This is a genomic window from Methanovulcanius yangii (assembly GCF_018687785.1).
Lineage (GTDB): Archaea > Halobacteriota > Methanomicrobia > Methanomicrobiales > Methanomicrobiaceae > Methanovulcanius > Methanovulcanius yangii.
In genome coordinates, this window is sequence record NZ_LTBL01000001.1 from 895869 (window position 1) to 917719 (window position 21851).

The 21851-nt window shown below is 60.7% G+C and carries 19 protein-coding genes; 12 read left to right on the forward strand and 7 right to left on the reverse strand.

Features of this window, described 5'->3' with window-relative positions; genetic code table 11:
* The first annotated feature begins 15 nt into the window (after nucleotides 1–15).
* A complete protein-coding gene (locus tag AZH53_RS04425; protein WP_319642326.1) occupies nucleotides 16–2841 on the forward strand; it encodes a M1 family metallopeptidase in 2826 nt (941 codons plus the stop codon).
* Nucleotides 2842–2980: 139 nt separating this feature from the next.
* Nucleotides 2981–3898: a beta/alpha barrel domain-containing protein gene (locus tag AZH53_RS04430; protein WP_319642327.1), complete on the forward strand. Its 918-nt coding sequence runs from the start codon at nucleotides 2981–2983 to the stop codon at nucleotides 3896–3898.
* A gap of 233 nt (nucleotides 3899–4131) precedes the next feature.
* Here the strand turns inward: AZH53_RS04430 and rsgA are convergent, their stop codons facing one another.
* Together rsgA and xth are read right to left on the reverse strand one after the other, a co-directional pair.
* Nucleotides 4132–5226, reverse strand: coding sequence for a ribosome small subunit-dependent GTPase A (gene rsgA / locus AZH53_RS04435; protein WP_319642328.1), 1095 nt, complete (start codon nucleotides 5224–5226; stop codon nucleotides 4132–4134).
* Between the two features lie 76 nt (nucleotides 5227–5302).
* Nucleotides 5303–6085 carry an exodeoxyribonuclease III gene (gene xth / locus AZH53_RS04440; protein ID WP_319642329.1) on the reverse strand — a complete coding sequence of 261 codons (783 nt, stop codon included), beginning with the start codon at nucleotides 6083–6085 and terminating at the stop codon, nucleotides 5303–5305.
* A gap of 188 nt (nucleotides 6086–6273) precedes the next feature.
* Here xth and AZH53_RS04445 point away from each other — a divergent pair, with 188 nt between their 5' ends.
* The 4 genes from AZH53_RS04445 to AZH53_RS04460 all read left to right on the forward strand — a co-directional run bounded on the left by AZH53_RS04445 (nucleotide 6274) and on the right by AZH53_RS04460 (nucleotide 10370).
* Nucleotides 6274–7755, forward strand: coding sequence for a phytoene desaturase family protein (locus AZH53_RS04445; RefSeq protein ID WP_319642330.1), 1482 nt, complete (start codon nucleotides 6274–6276; stop codon nucleotides 7753–7755).
* Between the two features lie 9 nt (nucleotides 7756–7764).
* Nucleotides 7765–8625, forward strand: a complete 861-nt coding sequence (locus AZH53_RS04450; RefSeq protein WP_319642331.1) for a phytoene/squalene synthase family protein — start codon at nucleotides 7765–7767, stop codon at nucleotides 8623–8625.
* The gene (locus tag AZH53_RS04455; protein ID WP_319642332.1) at nucleotides 8612–9493 is read left to right on the forward strand and encodes a prenyltransferase; all 882 of its coding nucleotides are present in this window, start codon (nucleotides 8612–8614) and stop codon (nucleotides 9491–9493) included. The genes AZH53_RS04450 and AZH53_RS04455 overlap by 14 nt, the downstream gene beginning before the upstream one ends.
* Nucleotides 9494–9572: 79 nt before the next feature.
* On the forward strand, nucleotides 9573–10370 hold the full coding sequence (locus AZH53_RS04460) for a carotenoid biosynthesis protein (protein WP_319642333.1): 798 nt from the start codon (nucleotides 9573–9575) through the stop codon (nucleotides 10368–10370).
* On the opposite strand, the gene AZH53_RS04465 is transcribed toward AZH53_RS04460, so the two are convergent.
* On the reverse strand, nucleotides 10357–11787 hold the full coding sequence (locus tag AZH53_RS04465) for an aldehyde dehydrogenase family protein (protein WP_319642334.1): 1431 nt from the start codon (nucleotides 11785–11787) through the stop codon (nucleotides 10357–10359). The genes AZH53_RS04460 and AZH53_RS04465 overlap by 14 nt on opposite strands.
* A gap of 112 nt (nucleotides 11788–11899) precedes the next feature.
* Nucleotides 11900–12334 (reverse strand): hypothetical protein, encoded by a 435-nt coding sequence (locus tag AZH53_RS04470; protein WP_319642335.1) that lies wholly within the window; start codon nucleotides 12332–12334, stop codon nucleotides 11900–11902.
* 180 nt (nucleotides 12335–12514) lie between these two features.
* Here AZH53_RS04470 and AZH53_RS04475 point away from each other — a divergent pair, with 180 nt between their 5' ends.
* Nucleotides 12515–12787: a ferritin family protein gene (locus AZH53_RS04475; protein WP_319642336.1), complete on the forward strand. Its 273-nt coding sequence runs from the start codon at nucleotides 12515–12517 to the stop codon at nucleotides 12785–12787.
* 17 nt (nucleotides 12788–12804) lie between these two features.
* Here the strand turns inward: AZH53_RS04475 and AZH53_RS04480 are convergent, their stop codons facing one another.
* The gene (locus AZH53_RS04480; protein WP_319642337.1) at nucleotides 12805–13599 is read right to left on the reverse strand and encodes a DNA-methyltransferase; all 795 of its coding nucleotides are present in this window, start codon (nucleotides 13597–13599) and stop codon (nucleotides 12805–12807) included.
* Nucleotides 13600–13818: 219 nt separating this feature from the next.
* On the opposite strand from AZH53_RS04480, the gene hxlB reads away from it, so the two are divergent.
* The 5 genes from hxlB (at nucleotide 13819) to AZH53_RS04505 (ending at nucleotide 19380) form a co-directional block, all read left to right on the forward strand.
* Nucleotides 13819–14427, forward strand: a complete 609-nt coding sequence (gene hxlB / locus AZH53_RS04485; RefSeq protein ID WP_319642338.1) for a 6-phospho-3-hexuloisomerase — start codon at nucleotides 13819–13821, stop codon at nucleotides 14425–14427.
* Nucleotides 14428–14439: 12 nt separating this feature from the next.
* Entirely contained in the window at nucleotides 14440–15552 is a 1113-nt protein-coding gene (locus AZH53_RS04490) for a pyridoxal phosphate-dependent aminotransferase (protein ID WP_319642339.1), read from the forward strand.
* 23 nt (nucleotides 15553–15575) lie between these two features.
* Entirely contained in the window at nucleotides 15576–16616 is a 1041-nt protein-coding gene (locus AZH53_RS04495; protein ID WP_319642340.1) for a M42 family metallopeptidase, read from the forward strand.
* Nucleotides 16617–16757: 141 nt separating this feature from the next.
* On the forward strand, nucleotides 16758–17312 hold the full coding sequence (locus tag AZH53_RS04500) for a hypothetical protein (RefSeq protein WP_319642341.1): 555 nt from the start codon (nucleotides 16758–16760) through the stop codon (nucleotides 17310–17312).
* A complete protein-coding gene (locus tag AZH53_RS04505; RefSeq protein ID WP_319642342.1) occupies nucleotides 17293–19380 on the forward strand; it encodes a type B DNA-directed DNA polymerase in 2088 nt (695 codons plus the stop codon). Before AZH53_RS04500 ends, AZH53_RS04505 begins: the two co-directional genes overlap by 20 nt.
* Here the strand turns inward: AZH53_RS04505 and AZH53_RS04510 are convergent.
* On the reverse strand, nucleotides 19277–21259 hold the full coding sequence (locus AZH53_RS04510) for a beta-propeller domain-containing protein (RefSeq protein WP_319642343.1): 1983 nt from the start codon (nucleotides 21257–21259) through the stop codon (nucleotides 19277–19279). The genes AZH53_RS04505 and AZH53_RS04510 overlap by 104 nt on opposite strands.
* Before the next feature lie 168 nt (nucleotides 21260–21427).
* On the reverse strand, nucleotides 21428–21619 hold the full coding sequence (locus AZH53_RS04515; protein WP_319643641.1) for a YegP family protein: 192 nt from the start codon (nucleotides 21617–21619) through the stop codon (nucleotides 21428–21430).
* Between the last annotated feature and the right edge of the window lie 232 nt (nucleotides 21620–21851).

A 21851-nucleotide genomic window follows, 5' to 3' on the forward strand; every position in this document is an offset into this window, starting at 1 on the left:
GGGATACGTCCATGAATGACTTCTCAACGGCTGTTCCGGTACCTGCGCTCGGATTTCGGGGAGATCCCCGTGCGGGTGCTCCATATGGACCTCACGTTCGACGTGGAGGACGAGACGACGACGGTCCGCTCAAAGCTGCATCTGGAATCGGGGGACGCCCCGCTTGCCTCTCTCACCCTGAATGCCAATACCCTCGAAATCCTCGCCGTTTCCTGTGCATCCTATCCTGTGACCTACGAATACGACCAGGGCAACGCCTTCCTGCACCTGACCTTCGCCACCCCCGTCCCGCCGGAGACACGGTTCGTGGTTCAGACGACGACCCTCTGTCGGCCGACAGCCAATATCCTGGAAGGTCTTTACTATGATGCGACGCCTGAGGGCGCCCCGCCCCAGCAGATCACACAGTGCCAGCAATGGGGGTTCCAGCGCATCGTCCCCTGCATCGACGACATGACCGCGAAGTGCACTTATACGACGACGATCATCGCAGATGCCGCCTATACGAATCTCATCAGCAACGGGGATGTGGATGTCGAGCGCCACCCCGCCTGCAGGGGCAGGGATTCGATCACCTACCACAACTGCACAACGCCGATGGCCCCATACCTCTTCTTCCTCGGTGTCGGGACCTACGACACCTTCACCCGACCGTTGGAGTATCCCGACGGGACGACCTTCACCCTCGAACTCCTCGTCCCGCCGGGGACGGATCCCGCCCTTGCAGAAGAGTCACTCGGGATACTTGCCGACTCGATCCTCTGGGTCTATCTCTATACCGGCCCGGAGACCTACGAAAAGCGGGCCATTCGTGACGACCTCTACCGCCTCTGCCGGGAACGGGACGAACTCATCAGGAGCGGTGCTGCCGAGGAAGAAATCTGGGCACTCCGGGTAGTCCTCGCCGAGATGGTCGCGTCCATCGAACCCGGGTACAGGTATACCGGGTCGGTGTACCGCGAGATCGGCATGCAGAACTCCGACTTCGGCGGGATGGAAAACGTCGGCAACACGACGATTACGACAAACCGCATCCTTCCCTTCCCGCAGGCGCCGGACGGTGCGTTCGATTACCTCATCCGGGTGAAGGTGCACGAGTTCTACCACAACCTGAATGGCTCGGAAGTTACCGGGGCGACGCCCTTCGAGCTCTGGCTCAACGAGGCGGTCACCGTCCACATCGAACAGCAGTATCACGCCTTCCTCTTCGGGGAAGACTACTCACGCCTCCAGACCGTCCTCACACTTCTCTCTCCGGACGGCGGAACGTTCTACTATGACCGCGGTGCGACATCGATCCCCATCGAACCGGACGGCTTCAACGACCCGAACGACCTTATCACAGGGGTCACCTACGTGAAGGCCCCTGAAGTGGTGAAGATGATCGAGACGATCGTAGGCCCTAAGACCTTTGTGAAGGGTCTCGACCTCTACCACACGCGCTACCGCCACGGGAACGCAACGACCGCAGACTGGCTCGCGGCAATGGAGGAGGCATCGGGTGTTCCCCTTACGGCCTTTGCCGAACCATGGATGAAGAAGACCGGGTTTCCGGTGGTGGCGGTCACCTCCGCCTATGACGCCGGTTCGGGGGTGCTTACCATCACCTTCGCCAAAACCGAAGGAAGTGAAAAATGGACGTTTCCGTTTGCCTATGCAGCCGTCGGCGAGGACGGAAAAATCCTTGCGGAGGATACGGTCCTCCTGGAGGACGAGGCGACGGTCGTCCGGCATGAAGGTATCGATGCCCCGGCGTTTCTCTCCCTCAACCGGGGGTACAGCTTCTATGGGAAGGTCGTGCATTCGGCAACCGACGAAGAGCTCCTCCGCCAGGTCAGGGAGGATGACGATATCAGCACCAGGTACGTCGCCTTCGCAACCCTCCTCGACCGGGAGAAGACCCGCCTCATGGGCGACCCTACAGCTCCGGTGAGCGATCATATCACCACGCTTCTCCCGTCGCTCCTCGCCGATGCCGACCTGATGGCACGGGCCGGCGGGCAGTTCCTGACCATCTTCGAGTCGGTCGACGACGAGGCATACGCCCACCGGTACCGGGCGCTCTACGATGCCCGCAGGACGATCCTCAGGGCGACCGCGGAAGCCCACACAGACGCCCTTATGGCGGTCTATCACACTCAGCAATCGAAGATCTCCGGCGGAAAGACCCTCCAGGCAAAGATTGCGGATATCAAACACCGGCAGGCGAAGAACACGGCGCTCGGGATGCTGGCAACGCTCGATACGCCGGAGATCCACGAACTCCTGAAGAGAGCCTTTGTGGAAGCGGCGAACGCCTCCGATCGGCTGACGGCATTTACGGCGATCATCAACAGCACCTCCCGTGAGCGGATGCACATCCTCTGGGACTACATGCGCACCGCCCGGGAGCACCCCGTCATGTGGGAGGGGTTCCTTGCGGCGGTGGCATCCCTTGCAACGGAGGACGCGACGACCGTCGTGCGCGAGGTGATGGCCTCCTGTGCATTCTCTATCGAACAGGCCAATGATCAGCGGGCCCTTCTGGGGCGGTTCGCCCAGAACAAGAAGGTCTCGCTCCAGACGGCAGAGGGTCGGCGGTTCCTCTTCGAGATCATAACAACACTCGCGCCGGTGAACGAGTACAGCACTGTGGGCATCCTTTCGGTCCTCGGCAACATCGACCGGATGGAGGTGGAGTATCACCTGCCCCTCATCGACCTCCTTCTCGATGTCCTCAAAGAGGTCCCCCCAGAGACGGCTCCCTCGGTGCACAACACCGCCCGGCGTCTCCTCCAGGGGTCACCAGGAGCGCGGGCACATTTTGAACGGGTGCGGAAGAGGACCTTTCCCCACTTCTGAAGATCTTCGGGCAATATAAGCACCTGCCCTTTCCCCTCCCGAACAGTTCCATTTTTCCCGAAGCTCCCGGGGAGGATGACGGGCTCCTGACCACCCTGTCTGGTAACACATAAATATCCACTTACTGAAAGGATTGGGTATGACAGAGGAGCTTGAAATCATCATCCCCCTCGATGTGCCCGAGTCCGCAAAAGCGGCATATCTGGAGAACTATCTCACCATCACGCAGGATTCCGGTCACCTGATGCTCTTTGCCGGCGACCAGAAATTCGAGCATATGAACGACGACTTCTACGGCGAGGGCATCGCCGAAGACGACGCCGACCCCGAACACCTCTTCCGTATCGCAGACGAGAGCAGAATAGGGGTCTTCGCGACACAGATCGGTCTCATCAACCGCTACGGGATGGACTACCCGGACGTCCCCTACCTTGTGAAGATGAACTCGAAGACGCATCTCGTCAAGACCGCCCAGAAGGACCCGCTCTCCCAGCAGCTCTACACGGTCGACCAGATCATGGACATCAGGGAACGCACCGCCCTCGACATTGCAGGCATCGGGTATACCATCTACCTCGGCAGCGAGTACGAGCCCCAGATGCTTACCGAGGCGGCCCAGCTGATCTACGACGCCCACCAGGCGGGCCTCGTGACGGTGCTCTGGATCTACCCCCGCGGAACAGCCGTGAAGGACGAGAAGGACCCGCACCTCATCGCTGGCGCCGCAGGTGTCGCCGCATCGCTCGGGAGCGACTTCGTGAAGGTCAACGCCCCGAAAAAGGACGGCAAATCCTCAGCCGACCAGCTTATCGAAGCGACGAAGGCTGCCGGCAGGACGAAGGTCGTCTGTGCGGGCGGCTCCTCCACCACGCCCGAGGCGTTCCTCCAGCAGCTCTACGACCAGATCCACATCGGCGGCTGCGCCGGAAATGCAACCGGCAGAAACATCCACCAGAAGCCCCTCGACGAAGCGGTCCGCATGTGCAACGCCATCTCGGCTATCACCGTGGACGATGCATCGGTCGAAGAAGCCGTCGCGATTTACAAAGGGGAATAAAAGAACAATATCAAAAGGGCCCGTCCGGCGGATACGGCAGGCGCTCAGCACCTGCCGGCATGCCCGGACGGGCCACAATTATTTGTAATACGTATCCTTCCCGTTCTGCGGGTGGAAGACACCGGGGAAGGACTACATAATTTGTCCGGAAAAATGGGAGCTTCGACGTTTTCCGTTGCATTTACACCAGAGGGGTCTCTCAAAGTCACTTCGTCTGTTTGACCCCCCCATATTCAATACCTCTTGTCCTTCCGAAACTCCTTTGCGGCCTTTCCAATCCATTTATACTTCTTCTTCTCGATGCGTTTGAGGCCGATCTCGTTCTTTTCTGCCTGGAAGTCGAGTTCCTTACTCAGCCGAAGGAAACTATCGAGCCGTTTTTCGGAGAGAGTGCCAGCCTCGACCGCCTCCCTGACCGCACAACCGGGTTCGCTTTCATGGCGGCAGTCGGGATACCGGCAACCCGCCGCAAGTTCGATTATGTCGGCGAAGGTCTCTCCGATACCCGCGGCGGCGTTTCCCAGCTGGATCTCCCGGATGCCGGGATTGTCGATGATCATCGCCCCGCCGGGGAGGGAAAAGAGCTGACGGACGGTGGTGGTGTGCCGCCCCTTCTCGTCGCGGCTTCGCACCCTTCCGGTCTCCTGCACGTCAGCGTCGAGAAGGGCGTTGATGAGCGTCGACTTGCCCACCCCTGACGACCCGACGAGAACGACGGTCGTCCCGGATTCGAGGAACGGGTCCAGGGCCGAAAGGCCGGCCCCTTCGCGGGCGCTCACCGTCACCACCGGCACCGTCCCTGCCACTTCCGCGGCCTCGGCGGCCACGCCGGCGGGGTCATCCGTCAGATCAGATTTGTTGATCACGATCACCGGCCGTGCACCGGCGGCATGGACAACCGCAAGATAGCGCTCGAGCCGACGGAGATTGAAGTCGGAACCGGCTGCCGTGACGATGAAGACAATGTCGACATTCGCCGCAATCGCCTGTTCCGCACCGCCCTCACCCGGCGCCCCGCGTGAGAGCATGCTCCGCCGGGGAAGAACATCGACGATCATCCGCGATCCCGTATCGGGCTGGTCCAGCAGCACCACAAAATCCCCCACGGCAGGCACCTTCCCGAGGCGTCGCAGGGCCCCGGAAATACCGACCCGCAGCGAGCCCTGCGGGATAAGGACATCGAAGACGGTCTTGTGCCGGCATGCTACCCTCCCGGCGGCATACGGGCCGCTGTACCGGGAAAACGCCGCTTCAAGCTCTTCATCCCACCCGAGCTCTTCAAGCGTTGCGGGGCCGTTTAGCCCACAGGAATCTGCCGTTGTGGTCATGATCAAATCCCTTACAATATATCTCACGGATCATCAAATGCTTTCCCCGACCACGCTGGAGGGGAGGTATGAAAGACTATTCCTCGAGTTCCAGCACAATCGGACAATGATCCGACCCGTAGACATCCGTCATCATGTACGATGCCGCTACCTTCTCCGCGAGTCCCTCGTTTACGAAGAAGTAGTCGATCCTCCAGCCGACATTACGCTCCCTCGCCCTCGTCTTCAAATCCCACCACGAATAGTGACCGCCCTCTGCCTCGAACATACGGAAGGTGTCGATGAAGCCCGCGGCGATGAGGCGGTCGATCCATTCCCGCTCGACGGGGAGGAATCCCGATATCTTCTCGTTCTCCTTCGGGCGGGTGAGGTCGAGGTCGGTGTGGGCGGTGTTTACGTCACCGCAGATGACGACGTTGTTGCCGTCCTCGACAAGGGCGGTGACATAGTCGAGGCACTCCTCGTAGAAGTCGAGCTTGTACTGGAGCCGCTCCTTTGACGCCTTGCCGTTGGGAAAGTAGATATTGCAGAGGTAAAAGCCCGGGTGCCCGGTCACCATCACCCGTCCCTCACCGTCGAAGCGGCCGGTTGCAAACCCGGGCCCTTCCGAGAGCGGCTCCTTTCGGCTGTAGGTGACGACACCGCTATAGCCCTTCCGCTCCGCCCAGGCAAATGAGGAGAAGTACCCCGGCGGATGGCGGATGAGGGCAGGGAGCTGGTCAGGGTGGGCCTTCGTTTCCTGTATGCAGACGATGTCGGTCTCCTCGTCGAAGACCTCGGTAAAATTGCCCTTCTTTGCGACCGCCCTGATACCGTTCACATTCCAGGAGATGATCCGCGTCGTCGATGTCTTTGCCATGTATCCGCACCCGTCCGAGTCGTTCAGGGCTGCACATCAGCCCTCTATTTTTTCATTATGCCTCTCATTCCTTAAAATCTGCCCGACCGGAGGGGGCGGCGTCCAGGTATCTCGAGAATGCGCCTGCCGGGGAAAGATATATGAGGGCGTCTGCTATAGGTAGCGCAACGACACATTGGGGGTGTCAGATGAAAATTGGGATTATTGGGGCAGGATTTGGGGGACTTTCAGCCGGTGCGCTCCTTGCACAGGCGGGATACGACGTCACCATATTTGAGAAGAACGAGTGTATCGGCGGACGGGCGAGCATCTACAGCGAGGGAGGCTACACCTTTGACATGGGGCCGTCGTGGTACCTCATGCCGGATGTCTACGAGCGCTTCTATGCGGCTTTCGGCAAGCGGCCGCAGGACTACTTCGACCTTCCGCGGCTCGACCCGTCGTACCGTATCTATTTCGGCGATGAAAAGGTCGTCGACATCGCCGCCGACCTCAGGAAGAACTACGAACTCTTCGATTCATTCGAGGACGGCGGGGCGGAGAAGCTGAAGGCCTACCTCGCCTCGGCAAAGGAGAAATACGAGCTCTCCACCGACATCCTCTACAAGGACTACCGCTCGGTCCTCGACTTCTTCGACGGCAGACTCATCATGGAAGGGCGAAAAATGCACCCCTTCGAACACCTCGACACCTTCGTTGCAAAGTACTTCACGAGCAGCGAGGCCAGAAAGATCGTCGAGTACTCGATAGGGTTTCTCGGCGGGGCACCCGACAATACCCCATCCTTCTACCACATCATGTCCCACATCGATCTAACCATGGGCGTCTTCTATCCTGAGGGCGGGATGCGAACCGTCGCCCGGTCGATCGAAGCGATCGCGGCATCCCACGGGACAAAGGTCCGCCTGAACGAACCGGTGACGGCAATTGAGGTCGAGGACGGAAGAGCAAGGGCCGTCGTCACCGAACAGGGGCGCTACGACTGCGACATCGTCCTCGTCAACGCCGACTACGCCTTCTGCGAGCTCGAACTGCTGGAAAGAGAGCACCGGACCTACGACGAACACTACTGGGAGAAGCGCGTCATGGCGCCCTCCGCGATGGTCGCCTACCTCGGGGTGAACAGGCAGTTCGAAAGCCTCGCCCACCACACGCTCTTTCTCGACAAGGACTGGGAGGACGGCTTCGACGTGATCTTCGACCCCTCGAAGGCCGCCTGGCCGGAGCACCCGTCCTACTACGTAAACGTTCCCTCCCGGACCGACCCGACGGCTGCCCCGGAGGGCAAGGACACCCTTTTCATCCTCATTCCGCTCGCACCGGGGCTGGAGGACACCCCCGAACGGCGGCAGGCGTTTTTGGATGAGATCCTGAACGATCTGGAGGCAAAGACCGGCGACGACATACGCGGCGCCATCGAGGTGCAGCGGATCTTCGCCCTCGGTGACTTTGCGGACCGGTACAACGCCTACAAGGGTACCGCCCTCGGCCTCTCGCACACGCTCTTCCAGACAGCGCTCTGGCGTCCGGCGCACAAAAGCAAAAAAGTGGAGAACCTCTATTACACCGGGCACTACACCCACCCGGGTATCGGGGTCCCGATGGTGCTCATCTCATCACATATCGTGGCAGAGGAGATCCGGGACGCATTTCCGCCGGAGGAGGGGTGAACCGCCCTCATGGTGCACCGGAAGCTCTTTTCGATCTTCAGGCAGGGGAGCACGACATACTTCTACAGTACGCTCTTCTTCCCCCGGGGGATTCGTGAGAAGGTCTTCGTCCTCTACAGCTTCGTCCGGGTCGCAGACGACTACGTCGACGCCATCCCCCAGCATGCTGACGAATTTTATGCCTTTCGGGATGCTTACCGGCAGGCCTGTGCCGGAACACCCGCAGACAACGTAGTCATCGACTCATTCGTGGAGCTGATGTCGACCTGCCGCTTCGACCCCGGGTGGGTGGAGGCATTCCTCGCCTCGATGGAGGCAGACCTCACCCATACCCCATACAGCACCATCGAAGACCTCGAAACCTACCTGTACGGCTCGTCCGAGGTGATCGGCCTCATGATGGCACGGATCCTGGACCTCCCCGAGGCCTCATGGGGAGCCGCCAGGGCGCTCGGCAAGGCAATGCAGCTCATCAACTTCATCCGTGACATCGAGGAGGACTGCCATATGGGGCGAACCTATCTCCCTGCCGAGGAGTATGAGGCCTGCGGCCTTGCCGGGATAACGGAGGCAGACGCCCGCCGCGACCCGGAGGCATTCGGGATGTTTCTCCACGGTCAGATCGACCGGTACGAGGAGTGGCGGGACATGGGCGAAGACGGGTACCGGTATATCCCGTTCCGGTACCTGATCCCCATCCGCACCGCCTCGGACATGTACTCATGGACAGCACGGGTGATCGCCCGCGATCCTATGGCGGTCTTCCGGGAAAAAGTGAAGCCGACGCCACTGCGGGTCGTCTCCGGGGTGGCACGAAATATCGCACGCCCGCCCGGCAGGGGGCGAACCGACTCCCATGTCCTTCGCTGAAGCGACCGCACGGGAACGGGTGCACGCCTCCCTGCACCTCGCCCTCGCGGTCTCGCGGTTCCGGTTCTGGATCTATACCGGGGGGACCTATGTCGTCGGAGTGGCCCTCGGGATGAACGACTGGGGGATATTCTTCACCCCCGCCTACTACCTCTACCTCCTCTACTTCTTCATCCCGGCAAACATCTTCATTTACGGCATAAACGACCTCTGGGACGGTGCGACCGACGGCATCAACTCCAAAAAACAGGAAAAGGAGCACCTCCTCATCGACGGGGAACGCCGCGACCTCGTCGTCCTCCTCGCCGTCGTCGCCGCGTTATCGGCAGGCCTCCTCCTCGTGCAGGACTGGATCGGGCGGACCCTCTTCCTCGCCTTCCTCTTCCTTGCCTACTTCTACAGCGCCCCCCCGCTCCGATTCAAGGAGGTCCCCGTCCTCGACTTCTCCTCGAACATGCTCTACATCCTGCCGGGGATCTTCGGGTTCTACCTCGCGGCAGGCGCCCTCCCCTCATCGCTCCTCATCGCGGCGGGATTCTGCCATATCGCCGCGATGCACATCTTCTCGGCCATCCCCGATATCGACTGCGACCGGAAGGCCGGCATCACCACGACCGCGGTATGGGCGGGCTATCGTCCGGCGCTCCTCCTCTGCCTCGTCTTCTGGACACTCTTTGCCGCCATCGTCCTTTGGCTGGCGGGCGGTCACCCGCTCGCCCTTCCGGTGCTCATCTACCCGGCACTCCCCGCTATCCTGCTCCAGTGTGAGAGCGTCTCCATCGACCATGTCTACTGGTATCTGCCGTTCATCAACACCGCTCTCGGGGGACTCGCGTTTGGGGTCCTCGTGTACCTGAAGATGTGGTAACCATGAGAGGCAAGGGGGAGGGAACACAAAATACGGAGACGAGACGAGAAGGGAAAGCAATGAAAGCAGGGACAGGACCATGAAAAAATCGATAAGAACCCTACACCGTCCGGAGACCACCACCATCGTGCTCTTCGCAGGCGTCGCCCTCTTCCTTGCCGGGCTTGCCGTCGTCCGGTTCGGGGAGGGGCCTGCCTACCCGGCAGTCTCGACGGTCTTCATCCTCGCAATCGCCCTTCCTCCATATGCGGCCATCGTCCACTGGCTTTCATGGCGAAAAGGGCTAGCCCTCGTCGCCCTCCTCTCACTACTCCCGGCGGCGGTCGAGGGGCTTGCGGTCCTCACCGGCATCCCGTACGGCCATTTCAGCTACTCGGCTGCGCTCGGAAAACTGATCGCTGGCGTCGTCCCAAGAACGGTTCTTCTGGCATATCCTCCCATCCTCTTTGCAGCGGCGACCATCGCGTCACGGACCGTCCGCTCTGGTCCTGCGCGGGTCCTGCTCGCAGGAGCCATCGGGCTTGTCATCGATCTCGTCTTCGACCCGGCGGCCGTCCATGCAGGGTTCTGGGCATGGGACGTGCCGGGAGCGTATTACGGTGTTCCCCTGCAAAACTTCATTGGATGGGCGGTGACCGGCACCATATATGCGGCGATCTTCTTCCTTGTTGCAAAAAAAGAACTTGCACGGGACGGGTGCATCCCGGTGATGGCCCTTGCGGGGGGATTCTGGACCGTATGCCTCTGGACCGGGTACCTCATCGCGCACGGCCTCTACCTGCCGGTCGTCCCCGGCATCCTGTTGATGATCATGATGAGCTATATTCTCATCGCCCCATCCTGCCCGTGGGGGGAGGAGGCAGTCAGCGCCGGATGAGAATGCTCTTCGTTCGGGTGTACTGCTCCAGTGCATCAGCGCCGTTTTCCCGGCCCACCCCGCTCTTCTTCACCCCGCCGAACGGGACATCAGGAGGGAGGCGGAGGTGCTGGTTGACCCAGACGACACCCGCTTCAAGGGACTCCGCCGCCTGAAACGCGGTGTCGAGATCCCTCGTCCAGACTGAGGCACCGAGGCCGTACTCGCTCGCATTTGCGATTGTAACGGCATCATCGAAGGAGTCCGTCCGCATTACGGGGAGGACCGGGCCGAAGATTTCCTCGCACCAGACCGGTGCCTCGGGGGCGACGTCCGCCATCAGCGTCGGTTCGAAGAACCAGCCATCCGCACATGCCGCACCACGGGGCGCATCGCCGCCCATAACGATCCGTCCCGCCCCGCACGCCTCGGTCTCACGGACCGCCGATGCGATCCGCTCTCTCCCTTCAGGGCTGTTCAGGGGACCCATGGTAACCCCCTTCTCCGTGCCGGGTCCCGTGACGATGGCGGCGACCCGTCCCTTCAGGAGCTCCATGAACGGGACATAGACTGCATCGTCGACGATGAGCCGTTTGACCGCGGTGCAGGTCTGCCCGCAGTTGTAGAACCGGTTCGCTGCGGCGGCTGCGGCGGCGGCCCCGAGGTCGGCATCCGCACAGACGATCATCGCATCGCTCCCGCCGAGTTCGAGGGTGAGGGGCGTCGCGTGCCGCCCGGCCCGTGCCGCGACCTCCATCCCCGTTGCGGTGTCGCCGGTGAAGGAGAGATGCCCAAGGTCCGGATGGCACGAGAGGGCGGCCCCCGCCGCAGTCCCGCTCCCCGTCACCACATTGAGGACGCCCGGCGGGAGGCCTGCACTCTCCATCAGGGCGGCAATCCGCAGCGTCGTTACGGGCGTCGAACTGGCGGGTTTGAGGATCATCGTATTGCCCGCACAGAGGGCGGGCCCCATCTTCCACGCCGCAATCAGGACCGGCATATTCCATGGGATGATGGCGCCGCATACCCCGACCGGCTCTTTCCGGACGAGGGCATAGCCATAGGAGGCAAGCGGCATCGACTCGCCACGGAGAGACCCTGAGATGGAGTGGTAATACTCAAGCACATTCGCACAGCCCTGCACCTCGTTTCGTGCCTCGTGGAGGGGTTTTCCCTGTTCCTCCGTGAGGGACCGGGCAAGGTCGTCGAGCTGCCCACGTATCAGCCGGGCCGCTTCGCCCAGTATCTTTCCCCGCTGCCGCGGGTCCATCCTGCCCCATGCGTCCCCTGCTCCCGTCGCCGCATCGAACGCATGGTCGATATCCTCCGCGGTGCCTGCCGGGACATCATCCACGGCTGCGCCGGTCGCGGGGTTGAGAACCGAAATCCTCCCGCCGCCCGCCGCATCCACCGCTCTGCCGCCCACTCGCATCTGCATACCTGATGCGTATCGCTGTTCAGCGTGGTAAAATTACCGGCACCGTGCCCGTACGGCGAGGAAAACACTACATGCATCCGGAGGTGGGCGTTCCCGGGATAAAAAAAATAGATCAGGACAGGTAGGTGCCTTCCGGCTCCTTGTCGAAATCGATCTCGTCCAGGAAGGGCATCAGACATTTCACATAGGGAAGCTTCTTTCCCCCGACTTCCCGTTCCCCTACAGAGAGAACCGTCACATACAGCGGGAACTCCTCCAGACGCCCGAGAAATGACGGGTCGCTCTCTGATGCGAATTTGATGAAGGAGGTGACGAGCACGAAGGGACGACAGTCTTCGGGATCGTCAGCATAGGTGGTGAGGTCCGCTTCGTAGGTGGAGGTCTCCGCCAGATCCTTCTCGAAGTAGAGAACCGCCTCAAAACCATAACTCTTTGATAATGACCGCAATTCCCGGATATCCTCTTTCTCCCCGGGAACGATACCAAGCGATCCGAACTTCTCCTCTGTGGACTCCCCCGCGATTCCGTCAAATGATCTTCTCTTCATGAAACCTCTCATTTTCAGGTACGGGAGCAGACCTTTTAATGCCTGCCCATTGAGCCTGCCATCATGACACGTGGTTATAATATTGCTTCCGACAGGTAATTTCATGTAGTTGAACGACAACGCAGAGATGTAATAGGAGGAATAATAAAAATGCCAGAATTTGGATCACCCTTTTCCGGAATGAAAGCCGACCGCAAACTCACCGACGACGAACTCATCCGTGCGATTCGTTTCATGGTCGCCGCGGAGTACGAGGCCATCCAGTTGTATGTGCAACTTGCGGAGTCCACCGACAACAAGCTGGCCCAGGAGGTCCTCCGGGACATCGCAGACGAGGAGAAGGTCCACGCAGGCGAGTTCCTGCGCCTCCTCCACCACCTCGCCCCCGACGAGCAGGGCTTCTATGACGAGGGGTACGAGGAAGTCGAAGAAGAGATTGAAAAGATCAAATAACTATAAATTTCCTTTTTTCAGGAAGTTTTCAACCGCCGCACCGACAGGTCGAGGTAGGCCGCATCGGTATCGACGCCGATATACTCCCGCCCGAGCGCAAGGGCGGCAAGGCCGGTCGTCGAACTGCCGGCAAACGGATCGAGCACCACATCGCCGGGATTGGTGCATGCACTCAGAATCCGGGTCAGAAGGGCAATCGGCTTTTGGGTCGGGTGGCTCCCAAAGACCTTCTCCGAGCGCTTCGGTGCGGGGATGGACCAGACCGAGCGCATCTGTCGGCCCTCTCGCTTCATCGGGTCGTTCTCATGCCACGAGCCGTGCTTCATCTCCTCGTAGTTGAAGGTGTGGCGGGCATCGGGAGATTTGCGGGCCCAGAGAAGGGTCTCGTGGCTGGCGGTGAAGTAGCGTCGCGAGAGATTGGGGGGAGCGTTCGGCTTGAACCAGCAGATATCGTTGAGGAGATGGAAGCCAGCCTCCTGCAGGGCAAACCCGCAGGCATAGACTGAGTGGTACGTCCCGCTGATCCAGATCGTCCCCTCGTCCTTCAGGACCCTCCTGCAGGCGGCGATCCACTCCTCATGGAAGGCGTAGTCCGTCGCAAGCCCCCGGCTCTCATCCCATGCTCCCTTGTCCACCGGCGCCCGCTTCCCGGATTTGCAGGTGAACCCGCCGTTCGAGAGATTGTAGGGCGGGTCGGCAAAGATCATATCCACGCACCCTTCGGGCATGCTGTCCATCAGGACGACGCAGTCCGCATGGTAGAGCGTACATCCGTCTGATGCGTAATATGGCTCAAAGGGGGAAAGGGGCATTCACATGAATATCTCTGTCATGAGGTTATAAGGGTACGGGAAGATGAAAAACCGGCCGGAAGTCGTTTTGAAAGGCATCTTCCTTCTATTTTCGGTACCGGTTCTTTAAGTGGCCTCACAAATCGGACTTCCTGTTCATTGCCGCGACCGTACGGCCAAACCTTCCAGGCCCCGGTATTCGTAAGCATCATGTAGTTTCCTTCGAATAGGTATGGTGCTATGAATGATCGCAAATCGAACAATGTGCAGGACAAGATGAAGCTGATGGCATCGACCATCACTGCCACGGCAAACGTCATCTCCGACGACGAGGTGAATGCCTTCATCAGGGAACTGCTCGGCGCAGAACGCCTCTATGTACTTGGAGCGGGACGGTCGGGACTGGTGGCGAAAGCCTTTGCGATGCGCCTGATGCACCTCGGTCTCAAATCCTACGTGGTCGGCGAGACGATCACCCCCGCCATGAAGGAGGGAGACACGATCGTCGCGTACTCCGGGTCAGGCGAGACGAAATCCATCGCAGAGCTCTGCGAGACCGCAAAGCGAATCGGCGGAAAAATATGCCTGATCACCTCCAACAAGGACTCCCGGATCGGGAGGATCGCCGACTCCGTCGTCGTTATCGAGAGCCATCGCGATGCGGTGAACGACGAATCGGCTGAGTATGAAGTTCGCCAGATGATGGGCGAACACCGGTCATTCGCCCCACTGGGAACGATCTTCGAGACAACCGCCATGGTCTTTTCGGATGCCGTCATCTCCGCCATCATGGAGATCATCCATGTTGAAGAGAAGGACCTGAAGGGCCGCCACGCAAATATCGAGTAGGAGAGACACACCATGGACACATCACCCCGGATATCCCAGCGTGTGCAGGATGTCGAGATGTCGGGCATCCGCAAGTTCTTCCAGGAGGCACGACCGGACGCCATCAACCTCGGCATCGGGCAGCCGGACTTCCCCACCCCCGACCATATCAAGGACGCAGCCATCGATGCGATACACCGGAACCTGACCGGATACACCTTCAACACCGGCGTCTATGAACTCCGCGAGGCCATCTGCGCCAAGTTCGAACGCGAGAACGCCATTGCCTACACCCCCGAACAGGTGATCGTGACGGCGGGAGCGGGCGAGGCACTCTTCATTGCGATGACGACCCTCGTCGACGAAGGCGACCGGGTCCTCTTCCCGGACCCCGGCTTCGTGAGCTACGAGGCATGTGCCGTCCTTGCCGGCGGTCGGCCCGAGGGCGTCGCCCTCGACGAGACCCTCCACCTCGATGTCGAGGCCTGCAAGGAACAGATGGACGGGGCGAAGGTCTTCATCCTCAATTCCCCCGGCAACCCGACAGGCACGGTAGAGGACGCGGAGACCATCCGGGCTATCGTGGAATACGCCGACGATGCCGGGGTCACGGTCATCTCGGACGAGGTCTACGAGCACTTCATCTATGGAAAGGAACATGCAAGTGCCGCACGGTACGGGGAGAACGTCGTCACCGTCAATGCCACCTCAAAGACCTACGCGATGACCGGATGGCGTCTTGGGTACATGGCAGGCCCGGCAGAGGTCGTCAGTCAGGCGGTCAAGGTGCACCAGTACTGCCAGACCTGTGCAACCTCCATCTCCCAGTATGCCGCCCTTGCGGCCTATACTGGAGGAAACAACTGCGTACAGGTCATGAAGGACGAATATGCGAAGCGCAGGGAGATCCTCTACGATGGCCTCAAACGGCTTGGATTCGACTTCCCGAAGCCCGAGGGGGCATTTTACATGTTCGTCCCGATGAGCAGGGAAATGTTTCGGGCGATCATCGACGCGGGCGTCGTGATCATCCCCGGCGACGCCTTTGGCAACAACGCCGACAATTACGGCCGCTTCAGCTACGCGGCGTCCCGTGAGCATATCAACGAGGCGCTGAACAGGATTTCATCCGTCACACGGGTGTGAACAAGGAACAGGAATGTGAGAATATGGTTCAGGAACTATTACAGAAACTTTCGGATGCGCACGGGCTGTCCAGCTATGAGGGGAACATCCGGTCAATTATAAAAGAAGAGCTGAAAGGGCACGTCGACGAGTTCACCGAGGACAGTATGGGCAACCTCGTCGCCATCAAACGCGGCGGCGACTTCAGGGTGATGATCGCCGCCCACATGGACGAGATCGGCCTGATGGTCCAGTACATCGACGAGAACGGCTTCATCCGGTTCGTCCCCATCGGCGGCTGGTTCGCCCCGGTGCTCTACACCCAGCGGGTCGTCCTCCACGGGAAAAAGGGCGATGTGACCGGTGTCATCGGCGCAAAACCGCCGCACGTGATGACACCCGAGGAGCGCAAGAAGGAACTCAAGCTCGAGGACTTCTTCATCGACATCGGGGCATCATCGGCAGAGGGAGTCGCAGAACTCGGTATCGAGATCGGCACGCCGGTCACCATCGACCGCGAATACACCCGGCTCGCCGGGACCAGGGTCACCGGCAAGGCCCTCGACAACCGCGTCGGCGTCGCCATGCTCATCAAGACCCTGAAAGAAGTGAAGACCCCACACACCATCTACGGCGTCTTCACCGTCCAGGAAGAGGTCGGCCTGAAGGGCGCGAAGGTCAGCGCCTTCACTCTCGACCCCGACTGTGCCATCGCAACCGACGTTACCATCCCCGGCGACCACCCCGGCGTCACCAAAAAGGAAGCCAGCCCGGAGATGGGGAAGGGGCCGGTCCTCGTCCTCGTGAGCGCCCAGGGGCGCGGCCTCCTTGCCGACTGGCGCATGGCCGACTGGCTCCGCGACACCGGCGAGCGCTGCAGGATTCCATACCAGCTCGAGGTCGGAACCGGCGGCAACACCGATGCAACGATCATTCATCTCGTGAGAGGCGGCATCCCCAGCATCCCGCTCTCCATCCCGTCGCGCTACATCCACTCGCCCGTGGAGGTCGTCGACACCGCAGATATTGAGGCTGGCGTCCGCCTCCTTACCGGGGCGCTCGCCTCAAAGCCGGACTTCTCCTGAAGTTGCGGCGCATACCCCCATTCAATACACCCCTTTTTCAGAGACGATGCATCTCCCCACCAGCAGGAGTCTTTCCACACTTCCGGTTCACCAGTTTCGCCCCCTGCACACCGCCGGGTTATCATCGCATCCGCCGCACGCATGCCCACCATGACCCATGCCGCCCTCAGGAATATCTTCAGTCCCGACGGGGAGACGCAGGGAGGCTTTGCCGTCGTAATCGCGCCCCGGCCCGCCCTCGTCGCCGCGGCCACTGGCTGCCTCCGCATTCACGGCGACCGGCTCCTCTATGTCAGCGGCAACTATCCGCCGGTCCTCACCTCCCTCGACCGTGGGGGACGGACATTTCGCGTCCGCCGGGCACTGACCGCCTACCAGCTCCTCTCGATCCTCGATGAGGCATGGGCGGAGGAGACGATCATCATCGAACACGACCGCGGCCTCTTCGACGACGCCCCGGAGACGGCCGCGGCCATCGGGCGCGCCTGTGCCGACCGTGCATCGGCGGCGACGGTGATCCTCATCGCCCGCCGTCCGGACGAGTATCTCCGCCAGATGATGGTGCGGGCCGCGGCCATCGTCCACCTCCCGCAGAGGGAGGAGAAGTGCGGTGGTGCACCCGGACGCGATACCGGCCATGCTGCCCGCCGAGTGGCAACACAGAGGAGACAGAACCATGCGCCCCTGGATCTTTGACTGCGGCGTCGCCGGAGGAACCATCACCCTCTGGGCAAAGGAGGGTGACACGACTATCAGGCTCCGGCAGCCATTCGCCCACACATTCATCGCCGCCTTCGACGATCCGACCCGACACGATACCGTCATCAATGACCTCGCCGACCGATACGGCGCCGCACCATATCGGTTCAGGACGGTCTACGGCGAGGAGGAGGGCTATCGTATCCGTGCAGGCATCTCCGTCGCCGAAGCGCTCGAAGAGCAGGTGGGCTACGGCGTCCGCCTCTACAACGTCGACGTCCGGACCGAACAGCTCTACTTTTCCGAAAACGGACGGATGCCGTGCAGTGCAGGCGGGGACACCCCCTTCTCCACCGAACGGGGCCACCCGCTCACCTCCCTGTGGGTGAAACCGGCCGGGCGGCCGGACCGGGGCGGGGGACTCGATGCGGTGACCGTCACCGGTGCAAGGGAGCAGGAGATCAAGAGTAGGGACGAGGTCCGGGTCGTCGAAGACCTCTTCGCCGTCATCGCAGACGAGGACCCCGACCTCCTCCTCTTCCACGGAGTGGACACGTGGGCGGACACCCTCCTTCGGGCCTGCGAAAAGGCCGGCATCCCGCCGGGACTGGGAAGGACAGACCGGTACCGCACCCTCGGCGAGAAGTCCTACATCAGCTACGGCCAGATGATGCACCGGCCGGGGGCAATCATCCCTGAGGGCCGCATCCTCATCGACACCGATGCGAGCTTCATCTACCGGGAGGGAGGGCTTGAGGGCGTCTTTCTCGCCTCCCGCCTCACCGGACTCTCCCCGAATCTGACCAGCCGGTTCTCCCCCGGCACCATCGTCTCGCGCTACGAGATCGCCCGGGCACTCGCGCAGGGGATCGCCGTCCCCTTTCGCAAGGCCGATGCCGAGGCGCCGCGCCGCTGCGAGGACGTGCGCCTCGACTACCGCGGCGGCACCATCCTCCAGCCCGAACCCGGCATCCACGGGGCGGTGACGCAGATCGACTTCACCTCCTTCTACCCCTCCATCATCGTCCGGTACAACATCTCACCCGAGACTCTCGCCCACCCGGAGCGGGCCGGATTTCTGCCCTCCGTCATCGAACCGCTGCTCCACTTCCGGTACCTCATCAAGCAGATGAAGAAGACCGAACCCGCGTATGCCGGAATGGACGCGATCCTCAAGTGGATGCTCGTCACCTGCTTCGGGTACACCGGGTACAAAAATGCAAAGTTCGGGAGGATCGAGATGCACGAGCGGATCACCTCGCTCTCGTCGGAGATTCTCATGTCGGTGATGGACATGGCAGAGGCAATGGGGTACCCCGTCCTTCACGGTATCGTCGACTGCCTCTGGGTCAAAGGGAGGAGCGCCGCCGACCTGAAGGCCACCATCGAGGAGGCGACGCAGATCCCGACCGAGGCGGAGGTCTACGACTGGATCGTCTTTCTCCCCCAGAATGACGGAAGCGGGGCGTACGCGAACTATTACGGACGGCTTGCCGGCGGCCGGATGAAGATGCGGGGCGTAATGGCACGCCGCAAAGACGCCCCGCCGTATGTAAAAGAGATGCAGGAGGCGTGCTTTGCCGTGATGGAGCGTGCAGAAGGGCCAGCCGCCCTTGTCGCCTGCCGGGACGAGGTGACAGAGGTGTACCGCCGGTACCGCGAGGGGCTGGTTTTTGCACCGGCGGAGGCGTTTGTCATACGCCGGCGCCTCTCAAAGGTCCGGTACGGGAAGGCGTGCCTCTCCGCGGGGGCAGTTGCAGCCTACCGGGACGCGGGCATTGCACTCTCACCGGGGATGGAGATCGAGTACGTCGTCCGGGACGCGAAGTCCCATGCCGTCGATCCGGCATGGCGGGCGAACTCCCCGGACCGTGCCTACTACGCCCGCCTGCTCGCAAAGGCTTGGAAAGAGGTTGATTTTGCCTTCTCGTGCCAGGATAGGGGGAAAAAAGAAAACGTGGTTAGTCGAGAAGGAGGCCCGACCCGCCCCCGTAGTTATCAGGATACGTGGACTGAACAAGCGGAACTGTCCCGATTCGCTCGTCCGGTGCGGCAAGGTCGCTGATCACTATCCGGGACGGGGATATGGTATACAGGGCGTCCTTGATGAAGAGGGAGCGCCGGACGTTGTCGCGGTACCAGTAGGATCCTCCCTTGGTATCGTCTGCGTCCCCCTGCCACACCCGGCCATCCAGGATAAATCCGTTCTCCGGTGTCACGGTGAAGACGTACGCGCCTTCCCAGTAGTCCGTGGTATACGACTCGTATCCCCTGCCATAGACCGGCACCTTCACGACTTCGCTCACCGGAATGACGAGGAGGTGGCGGGCGTAGTCGAAGAGGAAGGCCCGGTGGTCGCGCAGTGCCTCCGAATCGGTGCCCGCCATGCCGATCTCCACCTTGTCGAGCTGACGCGGGTTGTTCACGTCAGAAACATCAAAGAGCGCAATCTTGAGACCCTGGGTTGTCACACCGCCCCAGTCGTTCACCTCCGTCTCCTTGCCGATCCCGATGATGTGCGTTGCATCGTACGGATGGAGGTAGTCGGAGTAGCCGGGGATCTTCAGTTCGCCGAGGACGGCAGGGGTCGTCGGGTCGGTGAGGTCGACGACGAAGAAGGGGTCCATCTGTTTGAAGGTGACCATGTAGAGGCGATCCCCCACGAAACGGGTGGAGTAGATGCGTTCGCCTGCGGCAAGACGTTCCAGCTTCCCCTTCAGTTTGAGGTCGCCGTCCAGCACATATACATTGTTGTATGTTGTCCATCCGGGAGGCTCTGCGATACCGAATGTGGTCGCCACCCGGAGGTTGCCGTCATACTCGTCGAGGGAGAACTGGTTGAGGAGGGCCCCCGGAACGTCGCCCGTCGCTTTGTAGGCAATCTCCCCGCCGTCGATGCTGAAACGGTGGATGATCGTCTCTTCGGTGGGAACCCCTCCCATCGGGCCTGAGGAGCGGACCGCACCATAGTCGATGCCCTTCGTGTAGGCGAGGAACATATTCTCCTGCGAGGCGTACAGGTTGGTGTCATACCCCAGCAGGAAAGACTCGGCATCCAGCGGTTCGCCGTCGCGGATATCAAATGAGGTTGCGGTGTGGTAGACATACGACCAGCGGGGCGGCACTTCCGGTGCATTGACCGCGGGTGAGAAGACAACATCCTCACCGTCCATGACAAGCGGCATCGGAACCGGGTCGTCATGGTAGGAGACCGATTCGCTGGTAATCAGGTACACGATGGTGCCTATCATCCTGCCGTCATAATAGTTCCCGCTCACCGAGAGCGTGCGCATAAGGTCGGGACTCGTTCGGTCACGGACGTCGTAGACGAGGACACGGGTGAGGTCACGCCCGCAGGGGACCGGCGCCACACTCCCTTCGGGAGTGTAGTAGACGTTGTCGTGGACACGGGTGAAGACGGCGAGGCGGTTGCCGCTGAGGAAGAGCTCGGAGGGGGTTCCCTCAACCGCAGTCCGCGAGATTACCCCGGCATCCTCCGCGGGGTAGGCATCGACGATCACAAGATCTCCACCATCGATGAGGTAGAGGTACTTCCCGTCATTTTTGATGAAGTCCGACTCATCGACGCCCGCCACCTGAACATTCGTGGTCGAGTAGTCCATGTCGCCAAGACCGTTCGTCATGCCGGTAAAGTCTTTCGTCACCCGCGTGGCGGGAAGCGGTGCCGGTGCAGCCGTGCCGGCCGCTTCATAGACAACCTGCCCGCTGACCGCGTCCTCCACCACCATCACCGGATATTCATACCATGCCGGTTCGGACTGGCCGAGATACGCATGCACCTCGCCCGCGGACGAGAGAACGAGCATCCCCGGAATCTCGCCCGGTTCGCCGGGTTGTTCTGACGTATAAATGGAATAACCGATGACGGCGGCGAGGAGAATTCCGCATGCCGCAACGGCTATCACCAGAGTGTTGTTCTGCATTGTTCACCATCCGATGGGCGACCCATCAATGAAGATAGATGCATCTGAAACCGTAATTAATTATCTTTGACTTCGAATATTTTTGAAGTCATACAAAATAGACGGGTTCCTGACGGATATCATTCGATAGAGCAGTGCCAAAATCCCGTTCCATCCCCAAATGGAACTTTAAACTTCGATCTCGATAACCTCGGCATCCGGCGCATTCTTCCGAATGCTTGCAATCCCCTTCATGCACGATGCCTTGGAGGAATACCCCTGCCCAATTGCGATCGTCTGTCCATTTGCCGCTTTTAACCTGAATCGATACTCCCCAGACCTGTCCCGATAGATTTCAAACTTCCCATGAGGCATTCCCATCACTACCCCAAATACGAAATACCACTATTTAATGGATTCGTTTATCCGGCCGAAATATGCTCATCGATTCCATGATCCCATAAAATGAGGTACTCAATGAGAAGGGGAATATGAAAAAGGGGATATTCACTGATATCAGGCGGTTTCCGGTCATCCACCCGTAGCCGCCCCGGTTTGAGATTTTACCGCCGAATATGAGGGCGCCCATTACCGTCTCCCTGCGATGGCCGTT